Source organism: Gardnerella sp. DNF01204, assembly GCF_049244145.1.
Classification (GTDB): Bacteria; Actinomycetota; Actinomycetes; order Actinomycetales; family Bifidobacteriaceae; genus Bifidobacterium; species Bifidobacterium vaginale.
Window position 1 is genome coordinate 720,116 of the sequence record NZ_CP058379.1, and the last position, 25,894, is coordinate 746,009.

The 25,894-nt window shown below is 38.7% G+C and carries 18 protein-coding genes and 1 riboswitch; of the genes, 11 read left to right on the forward strand and 7 right to left on the reverse strand.

Translation table 11 applies throughout. The features are described 5' to 3' along the window. Positions 1-43: 43 nt before the first annotated feature. Together HXT46_RS02740 and HXT46_RS02745 are read right to left on the reverse strand one after the other, a co-directional pair. Positions 44-775: a response regulator gene (locus HXT46_RS02740; RefSeq protein ID WP_013399561.1), complete on the reverse strand. Its 732-nt coding sequence runs from the start codon at positions 773-775 to the stop codon at positions 44-46. A gap of 23 nt (positions 776-798) precedes the next feature. After that, positions 799-3,327 (reverse strand): histidine kinase, encoded by a 2,529-nt coding sequence (locus HXT46_RS02745; protein ID WP_421786270.1) that lies wholly within the window; start codon positions 3,325-3,327, stop codon positions 799-801. A 129-nt stretch (positions 3,328-3,456) separates the two neighbouring features. Here HXT46_RS02745 and HXT46_RS02750 point away from each other — a divergent pair, with 129 nt between their 5' ends. From HXT46_RS02750 to HXT46_RS02765, 4 genes are all read left to right on the forward strand, one after another. Then, positions 3,457-4,836 carry an alpha/beta fold hydrolase gene (locus tag HXT46_RS02750; RefSeq protein ID WP_004111864.1) on the forward strand — a complete coding sequence of 460 codons (1,380 nt, stop codon included), beginning with the start codon at positions 3,457-3,459 and terminating at the stop codon, positions 4,834-4,836. 156 nt (positions 4,837-4,992) lie between these two features. After that, positions 4,993-5,796 (forward strand): pyrroline-5-carboxylate reductase, encoded by an 804-nt coding sequence (gene proC, locus HXT46_RS02755; RefSeq protein ID WP_101886426.1) that lies wholly within the window; start codon positions 4,993-4,995, stop codon positions 5,794-5,796. A 57-nt stretch (positions 5,797-5,853) separates the two neighbouring features. Next, positions 5,854-6,942, forward strand: a complete 1,089-nt coding sequence (gene ychF / locus HXT46_RS02760) for a redox-regulated ATPase YchF (protein WP_004111854.1) — start codon at positions 5,854-5,856, stop codon at positions 6,940-6,942. A gap of 115 nt (positions 6,943-7,057) precedes the next feature. Continuing rightward, complete coding sequence (locus tag HXT46_RS02765; RefSeq protein WP_004111852.1) at positions 7,058-7,801, forward strand: L,D-transpeptidase; 744 nt, start codon at positions 7,058-7,060, stop codon at positions 7,799-7,801. A gap of 80 nt (positions 7,802-7,881) precedes the next feature. Here the strand turns inward: HXT46_RS02765 and HXT46_RS02770 are convergent, their stop codons facing one another. Then, positions 7,882-8,943 (reverse strand): YeiH family protein, encoded by a 1,062-nt coding sequence (locus tag HXT46_RS02770; protein ID WP_032836389.1) that lies wholly within the window; start codon positions 8,941-8,943, stop codon positions 7,882-7,884. Positions 8,944-9,183: 240 nt separating this feature from the next. On the opposite strand from HXT46_RS02770, the gene HXT46_RS02775 reads away from it, so the two are divergent. The 3 genes from HXT46_RS02775 (at position 9,184) to HXT46_RS02785 (ending at position 14,901) form a co-directional block, all read left to right on the forward strand. Beyond that, the gene (locus tag HXT46_RS02775; RefSeq protein ID WP_004138317.1) at positions 9,184-9,552 is read left to right on the forward strand and encodes a DUF488 domain-containing protein; all 369 of its coding nucleotides are present in this window, start codon (positions 9,184-9,186) and stop codon (positions 9,550-9,552) included. Positions 9,553-9,896: 344 nt separating this feature from the next. Beyond that, positions 9,897-11,186, forward strand: coding sequence for a uracil-xanthine permease family protein (locus tag HXT46_RS02780; RefSeq protein ID WP_004111840.1), 1,290 nt, complete (start codon positions 9,897-9,899; stop codon positions 11,184-11,186). Between the two features lie 139 nt (positions 11,187-11,325). Next, a complete protein-coding gene (locus tag HXT46_RS02785) occupies positions 11,326-14,901 on the forward strand; it encodes a UPF0182 family protein (RefSeq protein ID WP_004138155.1) in 3,576 nt (1,191 codons plus the stop codon). An 86-nt stretch (positions 14,902-14,987) separates the two neighbouring features. Here HXT46_RS02785 and HXT46_RS02790 read toward each other — a convergent pair whose 3' ends face one another. Further along, positions 14,988-15,779 carry an ABC transporter permease gene (locus HXT46_RS02790; RefSeq protein WP_004117970.1) on the reverse strand — a complete coding sequence of 264 codons (792 nt, stop codon included), beginning with the start codon at positions 15,777-15,779 and terminating at the stop codon, positions 14,988-14,990. A 314-nt stretch (positions 15,780-16,093) separates the two neighbouring features. Between HXT46_RS02790 and HXT46_RS02795 the strand changes: the two genes are divergently transcribed. From HXT46_RS02795 to mfd, 3 genes are all read left to right on the forward strand, one after another. Continuing rightward, positions 16,094-17,146 (forward strand): ABC transporter substrate-binding protein, encoded by a 1,053-nt coding sequence (locus HXT46_RS02795; protein WP_004138058.1) that lies wholly within the window; start codon positions 16,094-16,096, stop codon positions 17,144-17,146. A 164-nt stretch (positions 17,147-17,310) separates the two neighbouring features. Then, complete coding sequence (gene pth, locus HXT46_RS02800; protein ID WP_004111835.1) at positions 17,311-17,910, forward strand: aminoacyl-tRNA hydrolase; 600 nt, start codon at positions 17,311-17,313, stop codon at positions 17,908-17,910. Beyond that, complete coding sequence (mfd, locus tag HXT46_RS02805; protein ID WP_004138191.1) at positions 17,900-21,502, forward strand: transcription-repair coupling factor; 3,603 nt, start codon at positions 17,900-17,902, stop codon at positions 21,500-21,502. Before pth ends, mfd begins: the two co-directional genes overlap by 11 nt. A 33-nt stretch (positions 21,503-21,535) precedes the next feature. On the opposite strand, the gene HXT46_RS02810 is transcribed toward mfd, so the two are convergent. The 3 genes from HXT46_RS02810 to HXT46_RS02820 all read right to left on the reverse strand — a co-directional run bounded on the left by HXT46_RS02810 (position 21,536) and on the right by HXT46_RS02820 (position 24,324). Continuing rightward, complete coding sequence (locus HXT46_RS02810; protein WP_004111829.1) at positions 21,536-22,276, reverse strand: ABC transporter ATP-binding protein; 741 nt, start codon at positions 22,274-22,276, stop codon at positions 21,536-21,538. Positions 22,277-22,334: 58 nt separating this feature from the next. Then, positions 22,335-23,339 carry an ABC transporter substrate-binding protein gene (locus tag HXT46_RS02815; RefSeq protein WP_004111826.1) on the reverse strand — a complete coding sequence of 335 codons (1,005 nt, stop codon included), beginning with the start codon at positions 23,337-23,339 and terminating at the stop codon, positions 22,335-22,337. Positions 23,340-23,526: 187 nt separating this feature from the next. Further along, the gene (locus tag HXT46_RS02820) at positions 23,527-24,324 is read right to left on the reverse strand and encodes an ABC transporter permease (RefSeq protein WP_004138162.1); all 798 of its coding nucleotides are present in this window, start codon (positions 24,322-24,324) and stop codon (positions 23,527-23,529) included. After that, positions 24,315-24,417: riboswitch (TPP riboswitch) on the reverse strand. It overlaps the preceding gene by 10 nt. 148 nt (positions 24,418-24,565) lie before the next feature. Between HXT46_RS02820 and eno the strand changes: the two genes are divergently transcribed. Further along, positions 24,566-25,861 (forward strand): phosphopyruvate hydratase, encoded by a 1,296-nt coding sequence (gene eno / locus HXT46_RS02825; protein ID WP_004111823.1) that lies wholly within the window; start codon positions 24,566-24,568, stop codon positions 25,859-25,861. Positions 25,862-25,894 lie beyond the last annotated feature (33 nt).

Below are 25,894 nucleotides of genomic sequence, written 5' to 3' on the forward strand. Positions count from 1 at the left end.
TTTATAAGAACAGCCGCATTATTTTTTATTTTTATAAGAATAATTAAACAAGACCATTTTCGTAAGCGAACACAACAGCTTGAACTCTGTCTCTTGCGTCGATTTTTCCCAAAATATGAGCAACATGCGTTTTAACTGTTGGCAAGCTAATAAACAGTTTATCAGCAATCTCTTGGTTAGACAGTCCGTGAGCAATTTCAATGAGTACTTCGCGCTCGCGATCTGTTAAATCATTTAAGTAAGAATTGTAAGCGTTTGCGTTTTGTTTGCTTCTAGACGCATTTTCTGTATTTTCTTCTTCCGATGCAATACTTTCGTTGCTCGGCTTAGAAATCATCGACTCAATTAAGCGCTTTGTAGCAGTTGGAGCAATAATTGCGTTTCCTTGATACACAGTTCGTATTGAATTAAGCAATGTTTCTGGCTCTGTATCTTTAAGCAAGAATCCAGATGCGCCCGTATGAATTGCAGCCATAACGTATTCGTCTAAATCAAAAGTTGTTAAAATAATAATGTGCGTGTTGCTATTAGCATCTTCTTGCAAAATTTTGCGAGTTGCTTCCAAGCCGTCCATGTTAGGCATGCGCACGTCCATCAAAATAACGTCTGGATTTTCCTTTGACGCAACTTCTACAATTTCATTGCCATTTGAAGCTTGCGCAACAACTTGCATGTCTTTTTGCGAGTTGATTACCATAGCAAATCCTGCGCGCACAAGCTCCTGATCGTCTGCTATTGCTACGCGAATTACTTCATTGTTTTCCATATGTTCCATAGTATCAACTTACTGTTGCTTATTTAATGTGTTGTGTTTAATGCGTTGTGTTGAATTTGCTCATCAAGTGGTGCAGCAGGGCGAACCGCAATCTCAGAAACATTTGCACTATTATTTGCTGAATTAACGCTTGATCCTGTTTCTCGCAAAATTCCAAGCAATTTTCGCATATATTTTAGTGCTGAACGACCTTCGTCACTAATATTTTTGAAAGCTTTACTAATTGCTTCACTTTGTTCTTGTAGTTGCTCAGGTTCTTTTGACTTTTGATTTTCTGCATTACTATTTGTTTTTTCGTATTTATTAAGCATATCAATTCCGCTATTTGCGGCATCAATTACTTTATGCAATGTAACTGCAACTTTTTGCTGAATATTTGCGCTAATACGCTGCCTTTCGGCATTTGCTGCAAGTACTTCTAGCTGTTTTTGTTCTTGTTCTAATTCTGTTCTGCGCGCTTTTAGAATCAGCAAATTATTGTCATCGTTTCTGCGGTAATAAGCAAATGCAATAGCAGCAAAACAAATTAATGCAACTATAAAACCAAAAATTAATCCTACGGACGCCATTTGCATAATGTCATAAAAATTAGTTGTGTACGCATTAGATGCAAAAAATCGTATTGGAGTTTCATTTTGTGGAATATTTTTTGATGCAACACCAATTTTTACAGCAAAAATAGCAGATTCGGCGAGCACTACTGCGCTAACCCATTGCCATGCGTGCTTTTTGCCATAGAGCACAGCCGCATAAACAATGGTTGGTATAAAGAAATTAGCAAATAAAATATTAGGCAAGCATATAAGTTGTATTGCAGAAAATGCTGCTGCAACAATTGCGCACGTAGTCGGAGCTTTTCTACGAAACATAAATGGAATCATAGTAGTAAGCGTAAGTATTCTATAAAGTATTTGTAATGAAAGCGAGCTTGAATATTGTGAAGTCATTCCAGTTCCAACAGTAAAATCGTAAGTTGGTATAAAAAGCATTAGAACAGTCCAAGGTGATGCATAAATAACATCGCCAATAAGCCAATGTTGTTCAAACCATTGTGATACTTTCTCAATCCTATTTTGTGAATTATTTGTCGCTGGCAAAACTTTTGATGAGGTTTTATCGCTTGTATTTTCTGGTTTTTCTTGCGTTGATAATGGATTATTAACTTTTACGTTTTTATAACTAACATTAGGAATACTATTTAGTGCAGAAGCAGTAGTGTTTGATTGGTCTGTGCTGTAAAAATATGGAATAAAAGCAACAATACTAAACGTTCCATCATTGAGTTTTCCATAATCAAGCGTTCCGTGAAGATTTTCAATGCGCTCTTTCATGCCAATCAAACCATAACCATTTTTATGTGGCACACCACTATTTTGCTCTTGATTAGCTTCAAGCTTGTGTACTTCGTTTGTGATTTTTAGTGTTAATCCTTGTTCGTTCCACTGTTCGTGAATGTTTATTTTAATGCCATTTCCTGCGTGCTTCCGAATATTAGTAAGAGATTCTTGAATAATGCGGTATGCAACGGTTTGTGCGTCCGTGTTAAGTCTATTTTGAGAATTTATGCCATCAACAGTGTGCCAAAAAATGTTATTAGGAGATGCAATTTTTGCTTGCTCAATAAGCGAAGGTATGTGATTAAAATCCAATTGAGCGGATGGAGCGTCTGTTAAAGCCTCTAGCAGTCGACGCATGTCGTGAACGGCGCGCTCTGCTTCGTTTTTAATAATATGCATTGTTTTTTTAGCAAGCGAAATATCTTTGGTTGCTGCATAACGACCACCATCTGCTTGAACAATAATAATAGAAAGCGTGTGAGCAACAATATCGTGCATATCTCTTGCGATTCTAGCGCGCTCTGCAGTAACAGCAATATTTTGAGCTTTCTTTCGGTACGCGCGAATAGCATTATTGTTCTCTTGTAAAAGTTGAATAGTATGCACGTGAGTGCGCTGCCAGTAGCCAATAATAACCGTAATTGTAGTAATAATAATCGCAAAAATTATGGAAGGAATTGCAAAATCAAGTACATTTGAAAAGCAGTTTCTTATGTTGCTGCTATTTATATTTTGTACACTACAAGAATAACTAGCTTTTAAATGATTGATGCCATATATTGGCCCCATTACAATATTCCACGATATTGCTGCGCAAGATAATACTGTTGTTACGTAAGCTGCAATAACAAAAGCTTTTGAATGTTCTGGATTTCCGCGAGCAATAGCATTAACAAGCAGCACAAAACCAAAGAAATCAGCAAAAAGTTGAGTAGGGCCAAATATTACTTGCAAAATGCATGCAACAATAAAAATAACAGCTGTGTGTTCGGGCCATATTCTTCGTACTGAAAGTAATGATGCAACAACAATATTTATAAGATAGGTTGTAATTAGTGAACTTTGCGTCAAGAATCCGTCAACATTGTTTATAGGATACCGATTGCTTGAAAGTGTAAAAAGAATAAGTGGAATAATGCCCCACAATATATCGTTTAGCGTAAGCTCAGTGCGTAAGCGTTGTATGGCTTTGTTAAACGTGTGAGATATTTTCATAACTACTAGGCTAGTACACGGCACTTTATAGAACAATCGAACTTGAGTATGATTTATATAAGAGTGTGTATTTTTGTATGTGATTTGTTATTGCAACGTTGCATGCGAGTGCAGAAAGGAATGTTTACAATGGCACTGCTAGCAAAGTATTACGTACCAGGATTGTATGTAGAAGAGCGCGCAATCGATGTTCCTTTAGACTGGGAGCAAAACACTCCAGGCGATTCTATTAAAGGGGAGACGATTCGCCTATTTTGCAGAGTTATTTGTGCTCCAGAACATGTGCATGACGATTTGCCTTTGCTAGTGTTTTTGCAAGGAGGCCCAGGGGGTCAGTGCCCTCGTCCGCTTTCGCCGTCTAGCGATGGTTGGATTCAAGAGGCAATTAAGCATTTTCGTGTTGTTCTTCCAGACCAGCGTGGCGTTGGGCGCTCTTCTAGAGTAGATGCTTCTACGATTAAGCGCATGGCAGACGACGGCGTGAGTGTAGAGAGGCAAGCATGGTATTTAAAGCGATTCTTAGCTGATTCTATTATTCGCGATTTTGAGCATTTGCGCTTAACTGAGTTTAATGCAAAGCCGTGGGTTTCTTTGGGTCAAAGTTATGGTGGATTCTTAACGCTTACGTATTTGTCTCTTTTCCCACAGGGCTTACTTGCAAGCTTTACAACGGGCGGTATTCCTCACATTCCAGCTAATGCTCTAGAAGTTTACGAGCACACGTTCCCGCGTATGGCTAGAAAAACTGAGCAATTCTACGAGCGTTATCCGCAGGATGTTGCGCGCGCTGCAGCTATTGCAGATAGGATTTCTCAAGGAGATGTTTTCTTGCCTAATGGCGAAAAGCTTACGGTTGAGCGCTTTCAGACTCTTGGTTCATCTTTTGGCATGAAGCCAAGTTTTGAAAGAGTTCATTGGCTTATTGACTCTGCATTTTCGGATGGAGATGGCTCTCTTAAGGCGTTTAAACATGGTGGTGGAACAGCAGATGGCTATTTAAGCGATGAGTTTCTTTATGGCGTTATGGATGCAACATCTTCTAGTCCGCTATATTGGCCACTACAAGAGTTCATTTATGCGGATGGCGAATTAGATCATCCAATTCGTTGGGCAGCTCAGCAAGTTCGAGAAACAATGCCAGAGTTTGCTGGCAGTGCGCGTCCGCTTTTGTTTACTGGCGAAGCTGTGTTTCCGTGGATGTTTGATCAGCAAAAAGCTTTGCAACCGTTCTTGCCAGCTGTTGATTGCATGATGAACGATATGCAATTTGGCAAGATTTACGACTTAGATCAACTCGCAAATAATGAAGTTCCTTTGCAAGCAGCGGTTTATTTCGATGACTTGTATGTTGATTCTGGTCTTCAGCTAGACACTTTGTCTCATATTTCTAACTCTCATTATTGGACTACTAACGAGTTTGAGCACGATGGTGTTCATGGCGACTTTGTGTTCCGTCATTTGCTAGAAGAGGCAAAGAATCGTGGAGATTTAGAGACTATATATAAGTGATATAAGTCGTAATATAAGTGATATAAGTCGTATAAGTAACTTTTGATTAAAGTACCTAACAAATGATTAGATATACAAGTTGTATGTACAAATGATTAGATGCTTAATAAAAAGTTAGTGTTTAGTTTATTGTTTACTTATTAGGGAGATTTGTTAATGAGTTATAACTCAATTGGAACCGTTGGATTTATTGGCTTTGGAAACATGGCTCAAGCGATTGCGCAAGGCTTGATTCGCGCTAATGTTTTGCAAGGAAAAGATATGGTTGCATGCGCAGCCCACTTTGAAAAACTTGTTAATACTACGAGCAAATTTGGAGTAAAAGCGTTAAAAAGCGCGTGTGAAGTTTGTGATGCTAGTGATATTTTAATTCTGGCTGTAAAACCAAATCAGATTGAAGAAGTTCTGCATCCTATTGCAAAAACTATTGTGGACAGAAAAATAGCAATCATATCCGTTGCAGCAGGCTGGAGTCTTAAGCATTACCAGAATCTACTTGGCAAAGATGCTAACGTGCAATGCATTATTCCAAACACGCCAATCGCAGTTTGCCAAGGAGTTACTTTAGCAGAAGACGAAAATACGCTAACCGATAGTCAGCTAGAAGCTTTTAATGCGATTTTTAATCCGATTTCTTTAGTCGAGCGAGTAGATAGCGAGCACATAAATATTGCAATGTGTGTTTCTAGTTGTGCTCCGGCTTTTACTGCTATGTACATGGAAGCTTTAGCGGATGCTGGCGTAAAGTATGGTCTAAAGCGAGATTGCGCATATCGTTTGGCTGCAAAGATGATTGAGGGAGTCGGTGCTCTGTATATGGATACTCGCATTCATCCAGGCGTTATGAAAGACGCTGTATGTTCTCCTGGCGGCACTACGATTCGAGGTGTTTCAAAGCTAGAATCGTGTGGTTTTAGGGGAGATGTTATTAGCGCGGTTGATGCAATTCAACAAAAATAAAACAATACGAGTATAGTAGAGTCGTCAATTCCTCTAGCTGGTCTAAAGTAGGTAATTATGTCTTTAACAATTGGAATCGTAGGTTTACCTAACGTTGGTAAATCGACTATGTTTAATGCTCTAACAAGAAATAACGTTTTAGCAGAAAATTATCCGTTTGCAACAATCGAACCAAATACTGGTATTGTGCCTTTGCCAGACAAACGTTTGCCTGTTTTAGCGAAGCTTGTTAAAACCGAGAAAATAGTTCCAGCAACCGTTACATTTGTTGATATTGCAGGAATCGTTAAGGGTGCAAGCGAAGGCGAAGGCTTGGGCAACAAGTTTCTTGCTAATATTCGTGAAGCAGATGCCATTTGCGAAGTTGTTCGTGCATTTAACGATGATGACATTGTGCATGTTAATGGCAAGGTAGATCCAGCAGACGATATTGACACAATCAACACGGAGCTTATTCTTGCTGATTTGCAAACAATCGAGAATGCTTTGCCAAAGTTAGAAAAAGATTTACGTGGTAAAAAAGTTACTCAAGAATACGTGAATGCTGTAAATAAAGCTAAGGAAATTCTTGAATCTGGCAAGACAATTGATCAGGCTCATAATGAGAAGTTGATTAATAAAGACGACGTTTACGATTTGCACTTGCTTACTGCTAAGCCTTTTATTTACGTGTTTAACGTTGACGATTCGGAGCTTTCGGATGACTCTTTAAAGTCTAAGCTAGCTGCATCTGTAGCTCCTGCAAAGGCGATTTTCCTTAACGCACAATTTGAGTCGGAGCTTACTGAGCTTGATGAAGAAGATGCTCGAGAAATGTTAGCTGATGCGGGCTTGCAAGAATCTGGATTGGATCAGCTTGCTCGAGTCGGATTTGATATTCTAGGGCTTCAAACCTATTTGACGGCTGGCGTTAAAGAAGTTCACGCATGGCAAATTCATAAGGGTTGGACAGCTCCGCAAGCTGCAGGCGTTATCCACACTGATTTTGAGCGTGGATTTATTAAAGCAGAAGTTGTTTCATACGATGATTTTGTTGAAGCTCAAGGCTCAATGGCTAAAATTAAGGAAGAAGGAAAGCTTCGTCTTGAAGGCCGCGATTATGTTATGCAAGACGGGGATATTGTTGAATTTAAGTTTAATGTGTGATTAGTTAAACAATTTGTCTAAACAATAATCATATTAATGTGTAATGGCGCTGCTTAGGTACTGTAGTATAGTATCAAAGTAGCGCCTTTTTATTTTGTTTATTTATGGAGATTTTATGAATATATTTTATTCTTTAAAAAGCGTTCTAAGGTCACTTATTGCGCGATTAGTGAAATATATTATTAGCTTAAAATCTCCAGAAAATCGCAAAATTTTCTATAAGCGCGTTTCTACTATTCTAGTTATTTTAATCTTTTTCAGCTTTGTTGGTTTTCAAGTATCTCATGTGATTGAAGAAGTAAATAGTCGAATCTCTAATAACACAAAATCTTATTATTCAAAACGCAAAAACAATAAGAGTAATAAAAGTAATAAAAAATCTAAAATAAAGATAGATTACTTAAATAATTCTATAATTAAATCTTCTGATTTATGGAAAATTCCTACAGGAGGTCAGTATCCGAATCTTTCTGGTGTCGATGCAAATCATTTACATGTAAATGTAGACCTTAAAAAACAACGTGTTTATATTTATGCGAATAATAATCTTGTTTATACGATGATCGTTAGCGCTGGAATGGATGAATCAACTCCTAAAGGTGATTATAAAATTGGTGCACGAGGTGACCATTTTTATAATGATAGAGAAAAGATGGGTGGCGACTATTGGGTTGGTTTTATAGGTTCTGAATATTTATTCCACTCTGTGCCAACCAGGTTTAATTTTGGTGATTATATTGTTCCAGAGGCTCAAAAGCTGGGTGTTCCTGCGTCTCATGGATGTGTTCGGTTAAGTGTGCCTGACTCTAAGTGGTTCTATTCGTATATTCCAGATGGAACTTCTGTACATATTGGATAACTGAAATATTTATTGATTATATATGCAAAGAGGATTCCCTTAAAGGGAATCCTCTTGTTTCTTTTATAATGTCTGTTCTTTTAGAAGAACAAAATACTTGCAGCACAAGCTAACACAACTAACACTATAGAAGCCAAGAAGCTTGCCAAGAACGCTGCTTTTCCTTGCTTAAATATAACTCTAAAGTTTACGTTGATTCCAAGAGCAGCCATTGCCATTCCTAGGAATACGTATCCTGCGTCAACAAGTAGGGATGCGTAAGACGAAACAAAAGGCACATATGTACCAATAACGGATGCTGCAATAAAACCGAGCATAAACCATGGGAAGTTAATCTTGCGTTTACCGTTATCTTCTACTTGGCTGTGACGAGCATTCCACCAAATTGCAATAAAGATTGATGTAGGAACAAGCATAAGAACTCGTGTAAGCTTCATGATTGTTGCAACGTCAATACTCCCAAAAGCTCCGCCTGCTGCAACAGCGTGTGCAATTTCGTGAAGAGATGCGCCAGATGCGATTCCAAGCTGCTGCTTAGTCATTCCGAAATGAGGGAGAATGAAAATTTCAGCCAAAGCGTAGATTGTGCCCATGATTGCGACTGTTGCAACAGCCATAACTTCGTTTTGTTCTTTTTCATCCTCTTCTTGTGGAGGTACAGGCATGGAGCCAGAAAGGCCCATAACAGCTGCCGCTCCGCAAATGCTTGTTCCACCTGCTGTTAGCATTGCAAGCTGAGGACTTACTTTAAGAAGTTTTGCAATGTTATAAGTAACGCAAACCATAACAGCAACGAGTACAGCTGCGATTGGTAGGCACTTTAAACCTTGAGTAAATAGAACGTGCAAATTTAGCTTAAAGCCTAGCAAAATAATACCTAGGCGAAGAAGCTTATTTGCAATTAGACCAGCAGAAGATTTAACTCCAGATCTTCTAGAATCATTATTCAACTTGTATACGTGCAAAGGCAGCTGCAGGGCCATGCCAATAAGCAACGCAATGATAAGCGCTCCCAAAAGGCTTAAGCCTGGGAACTGCTTGAGCCAGCTACCAATTAAGGAAGCTAGAAGAGTCAACACTGCTATAAGAGCCATGTTGATGGTGCAGATTTTCTTTTTCCATGTATCAAAGAAATTAACCATTTAGCTAAGTATTCTCTCATAATCGGACAAAAATGAACAAAAATTCAAAAATATTTACACATTTATTTGCATTTTGGCTTGATTACAAGCAACACGCTAAAAATAAAAATCACATAATAAAACATATTCGATAAAAATCTATCGTAGTCTTGTATTAGTTTCATTCGGATTGTGATTAATTAAATCTTGTTGAAAAAAATCATAATTGTGTAATCATTATATGTAGTTAAAGAGGTAATTATGTGCAATATTAATATTCAAGTTAAACGCATTTATGAATCATCTGATGAACATGATGGCTTGCGAGTATTAGTAGATAGATTGTGGCCTAGAGGAATAAGTAAGGAAAAGGCAAATCTTGATTTGTGGTGTAAAGATATTGCTCCATCAAGTGATTTGCGAAAATGGTTTGGGCATAAGTCTGAGCGTTTCGAAGAATTTGCTAATCGTTATATTGAAGAGCTAGACGAGAATCAAGATTGTGTAAACCAAATCGTAGATATATGTAGAAAAAATAAAAAAGTAACGTTTTTATATGGCGCGAAAGATCTGCGTATAAATCATGCAATTGTGTTAAAAGATTACATTCAAAATGTTTTGCAAAATTAAGATTGTAATAAGCAGATTTAATACGTAAGCAAAAGTTTATAAGTATAAACTTTTATTAGTATTAATTAGTTGTGTTTTATCTGTTTTCGACACACCGATTTTCCTTGATATTTCAATGAAAATCACATGTAAATTTGTTATTTTTAAAATTGCCTCGACACTTTATGATTAGTACATTAGAATGACCATTTGGCTAAGGGGCGGCGGTTGATGGCGACCTCTGCGGAAGCTGCCAAACCTGCGCTCGAGTAGTGCTTGTTTTTTTTTTTTAAGCTGGCGCTTGTTTTTTGTAGTTGTTCGACTACAAACATATATACGAACTCGTTTTACACAAGGAGAAAACGATGAAATCGTTGTTTACATGGCAGCTTCATGGTGACGGAAAAACTTTGAAGCCAGGAGAAGTAGTAGAGCCAGATGAGCGTCTAACTTGGACTCGTACTGCTGGTATTGGCGCTCAGCATGTTATTGCTATGTTTGGCGCAACATTCTTAGTGCCAATTCTTACAGGCTTTGATCCGTCTACTACTTTAATGTTCACGGCTCTTTCCACAGCACTGTTCTTGTTGATTAACGCAAATAAGCTTCCTAGTTATTTAGGAAGCTCTTTTGGTCTTATAGCACCTGTTATGGCTGTAACTGCTGCGCATAAAGGTATTGCTGTAGCAAGCTTTGGTATTATGTGCACAGGTATTCTTCTTGCTTTAATCGGTGTGCTTGTGCATTTTGCAGGAGCAAAGTGGATCGACATTATTATGCCTCCTGTTGTTAACGGTGCAATCGTTGCAATCATTGGCTTTAACTTGGGTCCAGCTGTTTGGGGTAACTTCCAAAAGGCGCCAGATACTGCTTTAGTAACTTTGGTTGCGGTTATGCTTATTGCAGTAATTTTCCGCGGTCTTCTTGGACGTTTAAACATTTTGCTTGGCGTTCTTGTTGGCTACGCTTACGCATGCTTCCAGGGTCAAGTTGACTTTAGTAAGATTGAGCAAGCTTCTTGGATTGGCTTCCCTAAGTTCCACACTCCGCAAGTCGACTTCTCTGTTTTGCTTATGTTCTTGCCAGTTGTGCTCGTTCTTATTGCAGAAAACGTTGGTCACGTTAAGTCTGTAGCTCAGATGACTGGCCGTGACTACGATTCCAAGATTGGTACCGCTTTGTTTGCAGACGGCTTAGGTACTGCAATTGCTGGGTGCTTTGGCGGCTGCGGTACTACAACATATGGCGAAAACATTGGCGTTATGGCTGCAACAAAAGTGTATTCTACTGCCGCTTATTGGTGCGCTGCATTCTTCGCATTCGTATTAAGCCTCTGCCCAAAGTTTGGTGCAATTGTAAACTCCATTCCAGCGGGCGTTTTGGGCGGCGTAACCACCTTGCTTTACGGCATGATTGGCATGATCGGCGTGCGCATTTGGGTAGAGAACAAAGTGAACTTCGATAAGCCAGTTAACATTATGATTGCTGCAATCGTTATGATTATTGGCATTGCTAACTTCCAATTTGCTGTTTCTGGAATTCAGTTTAACGGTATTGCAATCGGCACTGTTGTTGTGTTGGTTGTGTATCACATTATGAAAGCAATTGGTAAGCTCACTGGAACAATCGCTAAAGACGATCCAGATGTTGCTTAGCTTAAATGCTTACATGATTTAATTTAATAAAATTAGGCGCGTTCGCTACTTTGTGAGCGCGCTTTTTTGTAATTATTTTTGATTACACAACAAACACAACACGTAGATTAGGAGTAATTAGTATAGTACTATTATCCTTATGTTGAAAGTCATCATAGAAATAATCATTGGCATTGCATGGGTTGCTTTTGGCGCGTATATGGCTAAAAAACCTAAAAACACTAAAGTGAATAAGCGTTCCGATTATTCAAGCGATGGAAAGAAAAAGAGCAATCAAAATAATGATTTTGCCGATACTTCTTCCGATGCTTCTGCGGATGATTCCAGCGATCAAGATGTAGTTATAGAAAGCATTGATGAAGATAATAGCAATACAAATATTGTTGCTAAAGATGCTTCTAAAAATGAGTCTAATAGTGAAAACAAAGATAAGACTTTTTCAAAGTTTGCAAAAAAAATAGGAGATTGGGCAGATAGTGACGATGGTGACATCGGTGACCTCTTTAGTGATCTATTAGAAGCTAAGAAAAAACTAGAAAACGAAGGCGATTTGCCAAAAAATAGCGATATTAGCGAAGATAGCGAAAGCAATACTAGCAATATTAGCGATAATAGTAAAAGCAATAAAAGCGATAATAAAAGCTCAAACAGTAAGGAGAATAATCGCTATATGAGAATAGATTTTGATGTAAATAAGTTTGTTGGAAAATCAAGAAAATGGCGTTGGGCTATTGTTGCAATAGTAGTAGCAATAGCGTTTATATGCTCAATTATTTTTGGTTTTTCTACTTTTATTACAGATTGCATGTGGTATGCACAACTTGGATTCGAGAGCGTAATCTGGATTCAACTAGCCGCTAAAATCGGCGTTTGGGCTTTGTACGCTCTGCTTATGGCTGCATTTGGGTATTTGTCTGCATATATTGCGATTAAAAAACGTCCTGGAAGCGAAGATGGCGTATATGTTAAAGAAAAAGGCAATATTTTAGACACTAAAAAGGGAATAAGCTCTAAGCTTGCAATGCATGTTGCAGGAGTTGTGTCTTTGATTGTAGGCGCTGTGTTTGGAATGCAATTCTACAATCATTGGGTGCAAATTCTGCTTATGTTTAACTACCAATCATTTGGTATTAAAGATCCGCAATTTGGATTTGATAACGGATTCTATGTGTTTGTTTTGCCAGGATTGCGTCTTTTTACAAGAGCGTTTATTGTTCTTCTTGCTGTTTCTTTGCTATTTAGCGTTATAACAAACGCTTTGATGGGAGCTGTAAGAATTACGCTTCCTGTTGGCGGCAAGGGCATTTTTAGCATAACTAAAAGCGCAAGGCGTCAAATTTCTGCGTGGTTTATGCTCGTTATTATTTTCTGGTCCGTTTTGCAAATCTTAGATGTGTTTGCGATTGTAAATTTGGATGGTTCTAAGATTACTGGCGGATCTTACACAGATATGAATGCTGGCGTTCCTTCCAGCATTGCAATGGCTGTAATAACACTAATTGTTGGAATTGTTATAACAGCGTGGTTGCTAAAATCTCACGCTCTTAATGGAAATGTAAAAATTGGCACGCGATTTGTTGTAGCTGTTAAAGCTTGGCGCACACCTGCTGTAGCTGTTGCGTCTCTTGTTGCATGCGCTATGGTGTTGTCTTTTGCTTGGCCTGCTCTTTTGCAACGTTTTAAAGTAGCACCGAATGCTCAAGAATTAGAAGCCACTTATATTCAGCGAAATATTGATGCAACTAAGTTTGCGTATGGCTTAAATAATGTTAAAAAAGAATCGTATAACGCTACTTCGGAAGGAAAGTCGGGAGCGCTTGCAAAAGAAGCGGAGTCTACTGCACAAATCAGGCTTTTAGACCCTCAAGTTACTTCTCCAACATTCCGCCAATTGCAGCAATCTAAGCAATACTATACTTTTGCAGATACTCTTTCTGTAGATAAGTATGACATTGATGGCGTGAGTCAAGACACGGTTATTGCTGCAAGAGAGCTTGATTTAGCTGGAAACGATAATCGAAATTGGGTTAATGACCATACTGTTTACACGCACGGATATGGCGTGGTTGCAGCATACGGAAATAAGGTTACTGCAGATGGTCAGCCGCAATTTATGGAATATGGAATTCCAACTCAAGGAAAGCTTACAAAGTTGAAGAAGTATGAGCCGCGTATTTACTTCTCGCCAAACGCTCCAAAGTATTCTATTGTTGGTTCTCCAAAAGGCACTGCTCCTTGGGAATTTGATTATCCAACTGGTTCAAATGGTGCTTTAACAACGTTTAAGGGAAATGGTGGACCAAGAGTAGGAAACTTCTTCTCTAGGTTGTTGCACGCTATTCGTTTTGAGTCAGATCAGATTCTGTTCTCTGATAGAGTTACTTCTGATTCGCAGATTTTGTATGATCGTGATCCTAAGACTCGCGTTTCTAAAGTTGCTCCATACTTGACTTTAGATGGACGCGTTTACCCAGCGGTTGTTGACGGACGAGTTAAGTGGATTGTTGACGGATACACAACGTCCGATTCTTACCCATATTCGCAAATGACTGATTTTGGTCAGGTGACTCAGGATTCTACAACCACAACATCTCGTTCTATTAAAGGCTTAACGAATCAGCGAGCAAACTATATTCGCAATTCAGTTAAAGCTACTGTTGATGCTTACGACGGTTCGGTTGATTTGTATGTTTGGGATAAAAAGGACCCTGTGATTAAGGCTTGGAGATCAATATTCCCAGGTCATTATCACGATATTTCTAAGATTTCTGGCGATTTGATGAGTCATATTCGATATCCAGAAAGCTTGTTTAAAGTGCAAAGGCATTTGCTTGCAAAGTATCATGTTGACAGCGCAAGTCAGTTCTTCTCGGGAGAAGACTTCTGGCAGACTCCAGTAGATCCTACAGAATCTCAAAGTCTTCAGCGAGAAGATATTTTGCAACCTCCATACTATTTGACTTTGCAAACTAGAGGAGCAAACAAACCAGTATTTTCGCTTGTTTCCACATATATTCCTGCTGGAAAAATCACTCGAGAAATCCTAACTGGATTCTTGTCTGTAGATTCCGATGCTGGAAATGTTGCTGGAAAAGTAAGCGAAAATTATGGCAAACTAAGACTTCAAGAGTTACCTAAAGTTTCAAATGTTCCAGGACCTGGTCAAGCTCAAAACAACTTTAATGCTAATGCAAATGTTTCTAAAGAGTTGAATTTGCTTGAATCTGGCTCAACCAAAGTTAAGCGTGGAAACTTGCTTACATTGCCTCTTGGTGGAGGATTGGTTTACGTAGAGCCTGTTTACGTACAATCTAGCGGTTCTACGAGCTATCCATTGCTTAAGAAAGTATTGGTTGCTTTTGGAGATCAAGTTGGATTTGCTGACACTTTGGATGAAGCGTTAAACCAAGTGTTTGGAGGAAACTCCGGCGCAAACGCTGGCGATGCTTCCAATAATTCTGGCTCAAATGAAAATGTCTCCAATAAAAATAGTGCAAATAATTCCAATAAGAGCGATGCTAAAAGTAGTGCAAATGCACCTGCAAAATCTAATTCTATTAGTGAAAAAGCTAGGATTGCACTTAAACGAGCAGCTCAAGCATTGAAGGATTCTGATTCTGCAATGAGATCAGGGAATTGGCAAGCATATGGAAAGGCTCAAAAAGAGCTTAGCGATGCTATTAATGATGCAATGAGTGAAGAAGCTGTTAAGTAGAATTAGAAGACAGTTTTGGAACAATAAAAATTAATGCCGAACATAATCGATTACATTATGCTCGGCATTAATTTTATATATCAGTTTTACAGTTGATTATCTGGATCTTCATCGTCTTCCACAGGACCTAGAAGAAGTTTTTCAGCTGTATTTATAACAAGCATTAGAAGAGCTGTAAGAATTATTATTGCTATAGTTGCTGAAAAAATAAGTGGAGTTCTAAAAGAGTTATATGCGGATTGAAGCCAAATACCTAAGCCGTTTCTAGCTCCTAAATATTCTGCTGTAGCAGCTGTTCCCAAAACATATGCTGCGCTAATTTTAATTCCTCCGAAAATTTGCCTAGCCGCTACGCGCAACTTAACATGCCACAAAGTCCAAGTAGCATTAGCTCCACAAGTTAATGCAACATCGGTATAAAAACTAGGAACTGCGTCTAATCCTCGAACAGTTTGAACAGCAATAGGAAACATACTAAAAATCATTACTATTACTATTTTTCCAGACATTTCAAATCCAAACCAAATCAAGAAAATTGGTGCAATAGAAATTAAAGGCATAGTTTGAGCCGCGCACAGTAGTGGGAATAAAGCAGACTTAACTAGCTTAGAAACATGGAAAAATACGCCCAGAAGAATTCCGCATATTATTGCTAGTGCAAAGCCAATAACTGTTTCTTGAGTTGTTATTAGTGCAGCAGGCAATAAAGTAGGGAATGATTCAATTGTGTCTTGAGCAATAGAAGTTGGTGCAGGAATAAGATTTGGCGATATCTTATAGTGTTGGCAAGCAAATTGCCATAGAACCAGCACAATTGCTATTGATATTACAGTTGGCAGACACTTTGCAAGCGTAGTCTTTAAACGCGATTGCGTCATTTATTTTCAATCCTTTTCTTGAATATTAAACTAGTGACATAAAAATAGCGACTGCTGCCCCAATCGCATAAATTCAGAAATAAGAATAGCACGTGTATTCTATCAGAATCTTATGTTTGTAACATGATTATTAATTTGTCGATTGAATCGTGCATAATCAAAATGTTTCGTGAGTCAATGTGTGGCAAACCTAGTCAGACTCTTAGCTTGATAGGGGGCATTGAACGGCGCGGGCTAGGCCCTTGATACCGTTTTCTGCCAAGTCTGTGCTGCATTTCCCAGAAAATGGTAAGTAAAAACAAAGTAGGGAACTCATGAATATGCGTGTTTTAAAGCGTAGTCTTGCGTTTATTCTTTCTGCATTTTGTGCATTATCTCTTTCTGCATGTGGATTTGAGGGTAATAATCAAAACTCGAATCTTCGTAAAGTATCTTTTATGCTTTTTTGGGCACCAGATACTAATCATATTGGTGTCTATGTTGCAAAACATAAAGGTTGGTTTAAGGATGCAGGATTAGATGTGGATATGCTTGCTGTTGCTCCAACTGGTTCTGAACATGCTGTAGACAGTGGTGCAGCTGATTTTGCCCTTACTACATTAACTAATGTTGCTGATTCTTCTACAAAGGGAGCTAATCTTGAGCAGGTTATGCAAGTGCAGCAAAAACCAAGTGCAATTTGGTGTGCTCTTGCTAAAAACAATAAGATTCATTCTCCTAAAGATTTTGATGGAAAAACTTACGCGTCTTTTGGTGCTGCAGAAAGTGATGTTGTAATTAACAGAATGATTCAGCATGATGGTGGCAAGGGTAAATTCGATAAAGTTACTGTTGGAACCTCAACTTTCCGTACTCTTGAATCTGGAAAAGCAGATTTTGGTGGGTTTTATGCGACTTGGGAAGGTGTCCAAGCAGATATGTTCGGTCCTAAGCTTCGTTGTTTTAGGTCTAGAGATTATGGAGTTCCTGGTCAGCCAGATACGATTGGTATTATTACTAATAAGCGAACAATTAAACGTGATCCTAAGCTTGTTCGCGCATTCGTTAAAGCTGCAAAGCGTGGGTATGAATACGCGTATTCGCACCCAGATGAAGCATCTGACATTTTGGTTAAAGAAGCTAAAGACGCAAATCTTAATCCAAAATTTGTTAAACGCAGCATGAAACTGATCGTCGATGGTCAGTATTGGGGAAACCACGCAGATATTAAAAGTGGCAAGTTTGTGTTTGGCACAAGTGATGTTAAAGGTGCTCAAGACTACTTTAACTTCTTAAGCCAAGGAGGAGCTTACACTGATGCAAAAGGTAAGGTAACTCATAAAACTCCTCAAGCTAAAGAATTATCCACCGACGAATTCTTAAAGTAGTTTTTGCGAAAATTTTAAACAATAACCGCATTATTTAAACAATGACCGTCTTATTGGTAGAATAGTGCGCAGTATATGAGGGCGTATCGAGAGCCTACGTATTTAAGTAGTATTCAATCGGTACGCCCATTTTGTTGTTGAGTTTATGAGTTGGAGTGTGCGCTATGGCATCGGATTTTTGGCTGATTGTAGGACTTGGAAATCCTGGATCGAAGTATGAAGGTACACGTCATAATATGGGATTTATGGTTGCAGACGTGCTAAGTGAGCGTTGGTCAATATCTTTTTCCGACCATAAGGGCTTGTCAAAATTAGGCAAGGGAGTAATGAATTTAGACGGTAAATCGGCGAAGTTTTTCCTCGCTAAGCCGCTCACATTTATGAACGATTCTGGTGCTGCTGTTTCGTCAATAAGCTCGTATTATCAGATTGAAACTGACCATATTGTGATTATTCATGACGATATGGATTTGGATTTTGGTCGGATTAAAGTAAAATCTGGCGGTTCTGCTGGAGGTCATAATGGTATTCGTTCTATTGATCGCAGTCTTGGAACTCCGCAATATGCTCGTGTGAGAATGGGTGTGGGGCACGCTCAACGCGGAGCGCACGCGCATGATAATACTGTTAATTGGGTTTTGGGTGGTTTTGCTGGTGCGCAAAAATCTGAACTTCCTAATTTTTTGGCAGATGGTGCTGATGCAGTAGAAAGTGTGATCTTCCGCGGACTTAGCGCCACTCAGGAGCATTTCAATGGCAAATAAATCTGATTTTTTTGCTAACAATATGTCAGATTCTAAAGATTTTATAAATTCTAACGTTTCTTTTGAAAATATACTTAAAGATATTTTAGATAAAAATGAAGCGTTTAAATCTTTAGTTTCTAACGTGCTAGATTTTCCGAATCCGCTTACTGTAGCATCTCCTTTAGGTTCTAGACCTGCTATAGCAGCTGCAATATCAAAGAGTAGTCCTGTTGTTCTAATTACTCCATCTGGTAGAGATGCTAGTGACGCTGTTTCTTCAATACGCGATTGGTATGATGGAGATCCTCAGGATATTGCCGAACTCGAGGCTTGGGAGACTCTTCCTCATGAGCGTCTTTCTCCTAGAGCAGACACTGTGGCAAGTAGAATGTCGGTTTTTAGAAGATTAAAACATCCTCAAAGTGGCAAAAATAGAATGTTTAGCCAAATTCGTGTGCTTGTTATGCCAGTTCGTTCTATTATTCAGCCAGTTGTTGAAAATATTTCAGACGTGGAGCCTCTTGTTTTTGAATGTGGTAAAGAAGTTCCTATAGATTCTGCTGTAAAACGTCTTGTTGAAAACTCTTATAATCGCGTTGAGTTGGTTATGAATCGTGGAGAATTTGCGGTTAGAGGTGGAATAATAGATGTTTTTTCTCCAACGATGAATCATCCTGTTAGAATCGAATTTTTTGGAGACGAAATCGACACGATTAAGCAGTTTCATGCATCTGATCAGCGCACATACGGTGAGAATATTAATAGTATTTGGGCTACTGCTTGTAGAGAATTACAGCTTACAAAAGATATTCAAAATCGTGCAAAATCTTTGATTGGTAAAATTCAAAATGCTGACGAAATGTTGGAATCCATATCGAATGCAATACCTGTAGAAGGTATGGAGTCGTTGCTTCCAGCATTAGTTGACAAAATGGAACCAGTAGAAAATCTGCTTCCAAAAAATTCTATAATATTGATCTCTGACCCAGAAAAATGTAGGCGCGCAGCTCAAGATTTAAGTAGAACTGCTAATGAATTTTTGGCAGCAAGCTGGCATGTAGCTGCATCTGGTAGAGGAGCAGGTGCTCCAATCACATTCGATCAGGCGAGTTTTCTTGATTTTGATGAAACTTTAGCAAGCTTAGAAAATAAGAATCATCAGGTAATAAATTTAACGAGTTTTGGATCTGATAAGTCGCAAGCAACCGTAGGTCTTAAAGAATCTGACGAAAATAAAATTGTAAAAAATAGCCGTCTAGGATTGAGCATTAAATCTCCTCAAGAATTTAGAGGAGACAATGAAAAGATTTCTAGTGGAATATCTGGTCTTATAGCAAACGGATTTAAAGTTTACATAATTGCATCCGCATATGGAACCTTATCTAGACTAAGTCGCGCAATACAATCAACTGGAATTTTTGATTTTGTACCGATTCAATCGCAAATAGTGGACGGATTCATAGATGAACAAAGTAAAATCGCTATTCTTACAGAAAGAGATTTGACTGGAAAAACATCTTCTGCAAGCGCGCTTAAGACTCCTAGGAGAAGACGAAAATCAATAGACCTTCTAGATCTTAAACCAGGCGATTTTGTTGTTCACGATCAGCATGGAATCGGCAAATTTATAGGCATGAGGCAGCGAAATATAAAAACCTCAAGTGGAGAAGCTACTCGTGAATACTTGGAAATTGAATACGCACCAAGTAAACGTAATGCGCCTGCCGACAAGCTTTTTATTCCAACCGATCAACTCGACTTGGTTAGCAAATATATTGGGGCTGAAATTCCAAAGTTAAACAAACTTGGAGGATCAGATTGGGCTGCTACAAAGGCAAAAGCTAGAAAGCATGTTCAAGAAGTTGCAGAAGATTTAATCAAGTTATATTCAGCCAGAGCATCTACTAAAGGTTTTGCCTTCAGCTCTGACACTCCGTGGCAAAAAGAGCTGGAAGATGCATTTCCGTATCAAGAAACGCCAGATCAGCTTACTACTATTGACGAAGTTAAACAAGATATGCAGAAGCCAATTCCAATGGATAGGTTGATTTGCGGAGATGTTGGGTTTGGCAAAACGGAAATTGCTGTTCGAGCTGCATTTAAAGCTGTTCAAGACGGTAAACAAGTAGTTGTTCTAGCGCCAACCACTCTTTTGGTTCAGCAGCATTACGAGACTTTTACTAACCGTTTTTCTGGCTTCCCTGTAACAGTTGCCGCAATGAGCAGATTCCAGAGTGCAAAAGAAATAGACGCTACAATGCAAGGAATAGAATCAGGGCAAGTAGATGTTGTTGTTGGAACTCATAAACTTTTAAATCCAAATATAAAATTTAAAGATTTAGGATTAGTGATTATAGACGAAGAACAACGTTTTGGTGTTGAACATAAAGAAACTTTAAAAGCTCTACGAACAAATGTAGATGTGCTTAGCCTTTCTGCAACGCCTATTCCTAGAACGCTTGAAATGGCTGTTACGGGTATTCGTGAAATGTCTACGCTTGCTACGCCTCCAGAAGATCGTCTACCAGTCTTGACTTATGTTGGAGCATATGAAGATGCACAAGTTGCAGCCTGTGTTAAACGTGAATTATTGCGTGGAGGACAAGTATTTTACGTTCATAATCGCGTAGAAGATATTAGTAAAATTGCCTCTAATATTCAAAAACTTGTGCCAGATGCTCGAGTGGCGATTGCGCACGGAAAAATGGGCGAGAAGCAACTTGACACTATTATTCGTGATTTTTGGCATAGGGATATTGATGTTCTTGTTTGCACTACGATTATTGAAACAGGATTAGATATTTCTAATGCAAATACGCTTATTGTAGATCACGCTGACAGATTCGGCTTAAGTCAGCTTCATCAATTACGAGGACGAGTTGGCAGAGGTCGTGAGCGCGCATACGCATACTTTTTGTACGATCCTACTAAGCCTATGACTCAGCAGGCTCACGACAGGCTTGCAACAATCGCTCAATATACTGCTCTTGGCTCTGGTTTTGATGTTGCTATGAAGGATTTGGAATTGCGCGGAACTGGCAATTTGCTTGGAGATGCTCAGAGTGGGCATATTGAAGGAGTCGGATTCGATTTATATGTTCGGATGGTATCTGAAGCTGTTGAAAAATATAAGGAACCAGATCATAAAGAGTCCATATCTGTTTCTATTGATTTGCCAATAGAAGCCTCAATTCCAGTATCTTATATTGATTCAGATAAATTACGTTTGGAAGCTTATAGGAAGCTTGCTGAGGCTCAGAATGATGAAGACTTAAAAGAGATTTTCAATGAGTTAAGCGATAGATATGGAAATCCTCCTAAATCCTTACAAACATTATTTGATGTTGCAAGATTACGTTTTAAAGCTAAACAAATGGGTATTAATCAAATAAGCATGCAAGGTAAAACTGTGCGCGTTATTGGCGTAGATCCAGCTCAATCTGTTTGGATGCGTTTGAGTAGGATCTACAGGGGAGCACAGTTTAAGCCTGTAACCCACACAATGATTTTTCCATCTCCTTTTGCGTCTGTTTTAGGGGATTCATCGTCTATGAGTGAAAAAGAGATAGTCGAATGGGCTAAGCAACTTTTAGAAGACATTGATTGGTAAAAATTAATAGGTGAATTTTAAATAGTGAACATGTCACTTTAAGGCAAGTCTTAAATCATCTTCAATAGAAACATGATTTGTAGGTCTTCCTTGCGAATCAACACTGCTCCTATCGATATTCCATTGCCTTGATATTACGCCATTTTGAAGCATTAGAATACGATCTGATAATCTTACAGCTTCCGCAATATCGTGAGTAACCATGATTGTGCTCCAGCCGTTTTGTGTTCTTAGCTTAGCTAGAAGATCTTGCATGTCTAGTCTTGTTAAAGCATCTAATGCGCCGAAAGGTTCGTCTAAAAGCAATAGCTCTGGGTTTCTTACTAATGCTCTAGCTAAAGAGACGCGTTGAGCTTGACCGCCAGAAAGTTGAGAAGGCCATTTATTGGCGTATTCTTCTAATTGCATTTTGCTAAGAGCATTATTTGCAAGTTTTTTAAGATTGTTTTTACTGTCTGAAAGACCAAAAACAACGTTTTCACCAATTTTTAGCCATGGGATTAATCTTGCATCTTGGAATCCTATAGCCTGCATGTCTGTAACGTTTATACTGCCGCTTGTAGGTTTTAATAAACCAGATATTACTTTAAGAAGCGTTGTTTTTCCGCAACCTGATCTGCCAATAAGTGAGACAAACTCGCCTTGCTTAATGTTTAAATTAATATCTTTCAAAACCTTATAAGTGTCGTCAAATGCTACTTCAATATGCGTTAAAGAAACACAGTAGGAATTGTTGACATTATTAGCATTATTTTCATTGTTTTGAATGTTCATATTAACTCCTACTGTGTTTTGATTTTGAAAATTATTTAGCGTATTTTAAAGGTTTAGGTTACTTGCTGCAATCCATTACGGAATCATCCAAGTTTGTTGGAGCTTGCTTAATTAAACCATATTTTACGTATTCTTTTGCCTGAACCTTCATCATTTCTAAGCCTTTCTTATCGATTGGCTTAATTGTTGGATTATCGAATTTTTCAATCTGCTTAATGATTGTGTCGCTTGCTCCAAGTTGCTTATAAGCATTCCCGATAACATTCTTTTCTTTATGTGACTTATTAGCTTCGCGAACAAGAGCATTATACATTTTTTTAACGAGCTCAGGATGCTTCTTAGCAAATTTTCTAGAAACAATGTGAATGGTAACATTCATGTTGCCATACTTTTTAGCGTTAACAAGTAATTTTGACCCAGGGGTTGTCATCGCTGCAGCAAGATTCTGATCGAATGAGGAAATTGCATCAATCTGTCCAGATGTAAATGCTGCCTGGAAGTTCTTAGGGCTCATCTCTACTTTATGCACTTTAGAAACGTCTAATCCGCTTTTATCGAATGCGCGGTGAAGCATGTAATCGCCAGTATCACCGTTGTGAATAATAGCAACTTTCTTTCCATATAAGTCTTTTAGTGTTTTTGCGCCGCTTTTTGCGGATGCAACGATTCCTTGAGAATCACCATTGTAATATTCGAGCGCAAATGCAACCCAAGGTTGACCTTCTGCAATCAAATCAATAAATCGTCCAGTTCCAGTAGTTGTTGCATCAGCGCTTCCGCTCATAACTGCGGTAAGACCATCAACTGGAGTGTATGGTCCAGTATAGGTGACTTTTGCTTTTCCAAATTCTTCCTGAAGGAATTTTTCATTTTTTAACGTTGTTAAATAGTTTGCTGTAGAAAGATAAGCAACCCTCATTATTCCCGTATCTTTGCTAGAAGATTGGGAGTTATTTGCAGGTTTTTGAGCTCCGCCGCAAGATGCAAGAGCGATAGTTGCGCAAAAAGCGCATATTGCTGCAATAGAGCGTTTGCTAGCAATTTGTATTTTGAAATTAGCCATGATTTGGCTCCTTTACCTTTATTTTGTGTTTTTCTTATTTGGTTTATTTGGTTGTTGATTAAATTTTGTTGATTAAATTTTTATAAAAATTGACTTATTTTTAAAAGTATCGTTAAAAGTATCTCTAAAATTCACAGAGGATTTTATAAATTCTTTATTTACGTGAATTTCTAAAATCAACTCTTTGTTAAGATTCTCTATTTACTCTACGTTCTGGCATAAGCCAATATTCGAATATGTTTGCAGTAACTTCTGATCCAAGTCCTGCAATCGCATATAAAATAATGCATGCCATCATTTGATCTGGTCTAAAGAATTGTTGAGCTCTAGAAAGAATATATCCGATTCCTATTGAAGAATTAACTGTTTCACAAGTAACTAAAGCAACCCATGCTACGGAAATTGAAAATCGCAATCCTGTCATAAAATTAGCTAGTGTTCCTCGCATAAAAATTGTTGTAAAAACAGTCGATTTTTTAACGTTATAAGCCTTTGCAAGTTCTATTAGTTTAGGGTCAATGTTCCTTACTCCATCTCGAATATTGACATACATTGGTCCAAAAACACCAAGCGCTATAAGCATTATTTTCATCATTTCGTCCACACCGAGAAAAATGATCAATAAAGGTGCTAATGCTGGGAATGGGATGGATCTGAGCATATGACTTGGTTTATTTATTACTGATTCTCCTATTTTGCTTCCGCCAGAAATGATTCCAGATGGCAAAGCAAAAGCAATTCCTAAAAGAAGACCAGCTACAACTCTAAATATGCTTATTGCAAGAGACGGTAGTAATATTCCTTCGTTGTTTAAGTCAACAAATGCTTTTATTACCTCGATTGGAGATGGCAAAGCGCGATTTTCGGCAGGAGTTAAGGTTATTAAAAACCATAAAAAAAGAATCGCTATAGTAGAAAGCCAAGCTTTTAAAGAAATAAAAGCTTTATGATGCAGTTTTGCAATCGCGCTAAAAAGGTTATTCATAACGACATTCCCTTCGATAGTTTTAGCTATATCAGGTTCGACGGGTATAATCTCAGCAATTACAATTAAATAATTGCACCCCGTGTCAGTTTGTTATTATCGTATAAAGGCATGGACAAATCGCGAAACGCTTAGATTATATAGGCTTGTATCTTTAACGACTTACGCTACGAAATAACGTCCATAAAACGCATTAATCTTGAATATGTTACACAACCAACAAAATGAATAAGGAGTAGTTGTGGCAGCTATTGAAAGCGTATATGCACGCGAAATTTTGGATTCTCGTGGAAATCCTACCGTTCAGGTTTATTTGGAGACCGAAGATGGCGCTCAGGGTATTGGCTTAGTGCCTTCTGGTGCTTCGACTGGTGAGGCTGAGGCTTGGGAGCGTCGTGATGGCGACAAGTCCCGTTATCAGGGCAAGGGTACTTTGGAAGCAGTTAAGGCTGTTAATGAAGTAATTGCTCCAAAGGTTATTGGCATGGATGCCTCTGACCAGCGTGCTCTTGATGAAACCATGATTGAGCTTGATGGCACTCCAAACAAGGGTAAGCTTGGCGCAAATGCTATTCTTGGCGTTTCTCTTGCTGCTCTTTATGCAGCTGCTGAATCTGCAGAGCTTCCATTGTATCGTTACATCGGCGGAACTAACGGACATATTCTTCCAGTTCCAAACATGAACATCATGAACGGTGGCGCTCACGCTGATTTTGCAACTGATATTCAGGAATACATGATTTCTCCATACGGTTTCGCAACTTACAGCGATGCTTTGCGCGCTGGTGTTGAGGTTTATCACACCTTAAAGAACGTTTTGAAGAAGGAAGGCTTGGCTACTGGTCTTGGTGACGAAGGTGGCTTCGCTCCAAAGATGAAGTCCAACGAAGATTCATTGAAGTACATCATGGATGCAATCGAAGCTGCAGGTTACGAGCCAGGAAAGCAGATTGGTATTTCCCTCGATGTTGCTTCTTCTGAGTTCTACAACAAGGAAACTGGCAAGTATCGTTTCGACGGCGAAGAGCGCGAATCTGCTTACATGCTTGATTACTACGAGAAGCTCATCAACGAGTATCCAATCGTTTCCATCGAAGATCCATTCCAGGAAGAAGGCTGGGATGATTGGGCAGCAATCACCAAGCGTCTTGGTGATCGTTTGCAGTTCGTTGGCGATGACTTGCTCGTCACCAATCCAAAGCGTTTGGCTAAGGGTATTGAGCTTGGAGCAGCTAATTCCTTGCTCGTAAAGTTGAACCAGATTGGTTCCGTTACCGAAACCCTCGACGCTATTGAGCTTGCAACCAAGAATGGCTTTACTTCTATGGTTTCCCACCGCTCTGGTGAAACCCCAGATACAACCATTTCTGATCTTGCTGTTGCTAAGAACACTGGTCAGATTAAGACTGGTGCTCCTGCTCGTGGTGAGCGTATCGCTAAGTACAACCGCTTGCTTGAGATTGAGGAAGAGCTTGGCTCTACCGCTCAGTACGCTGGTTACAGCGCATTCAAGGCTTGCAAGAAGTATATGAAGTAATATACTAGGGCTTTTATAAGTTCTTCATAAGAC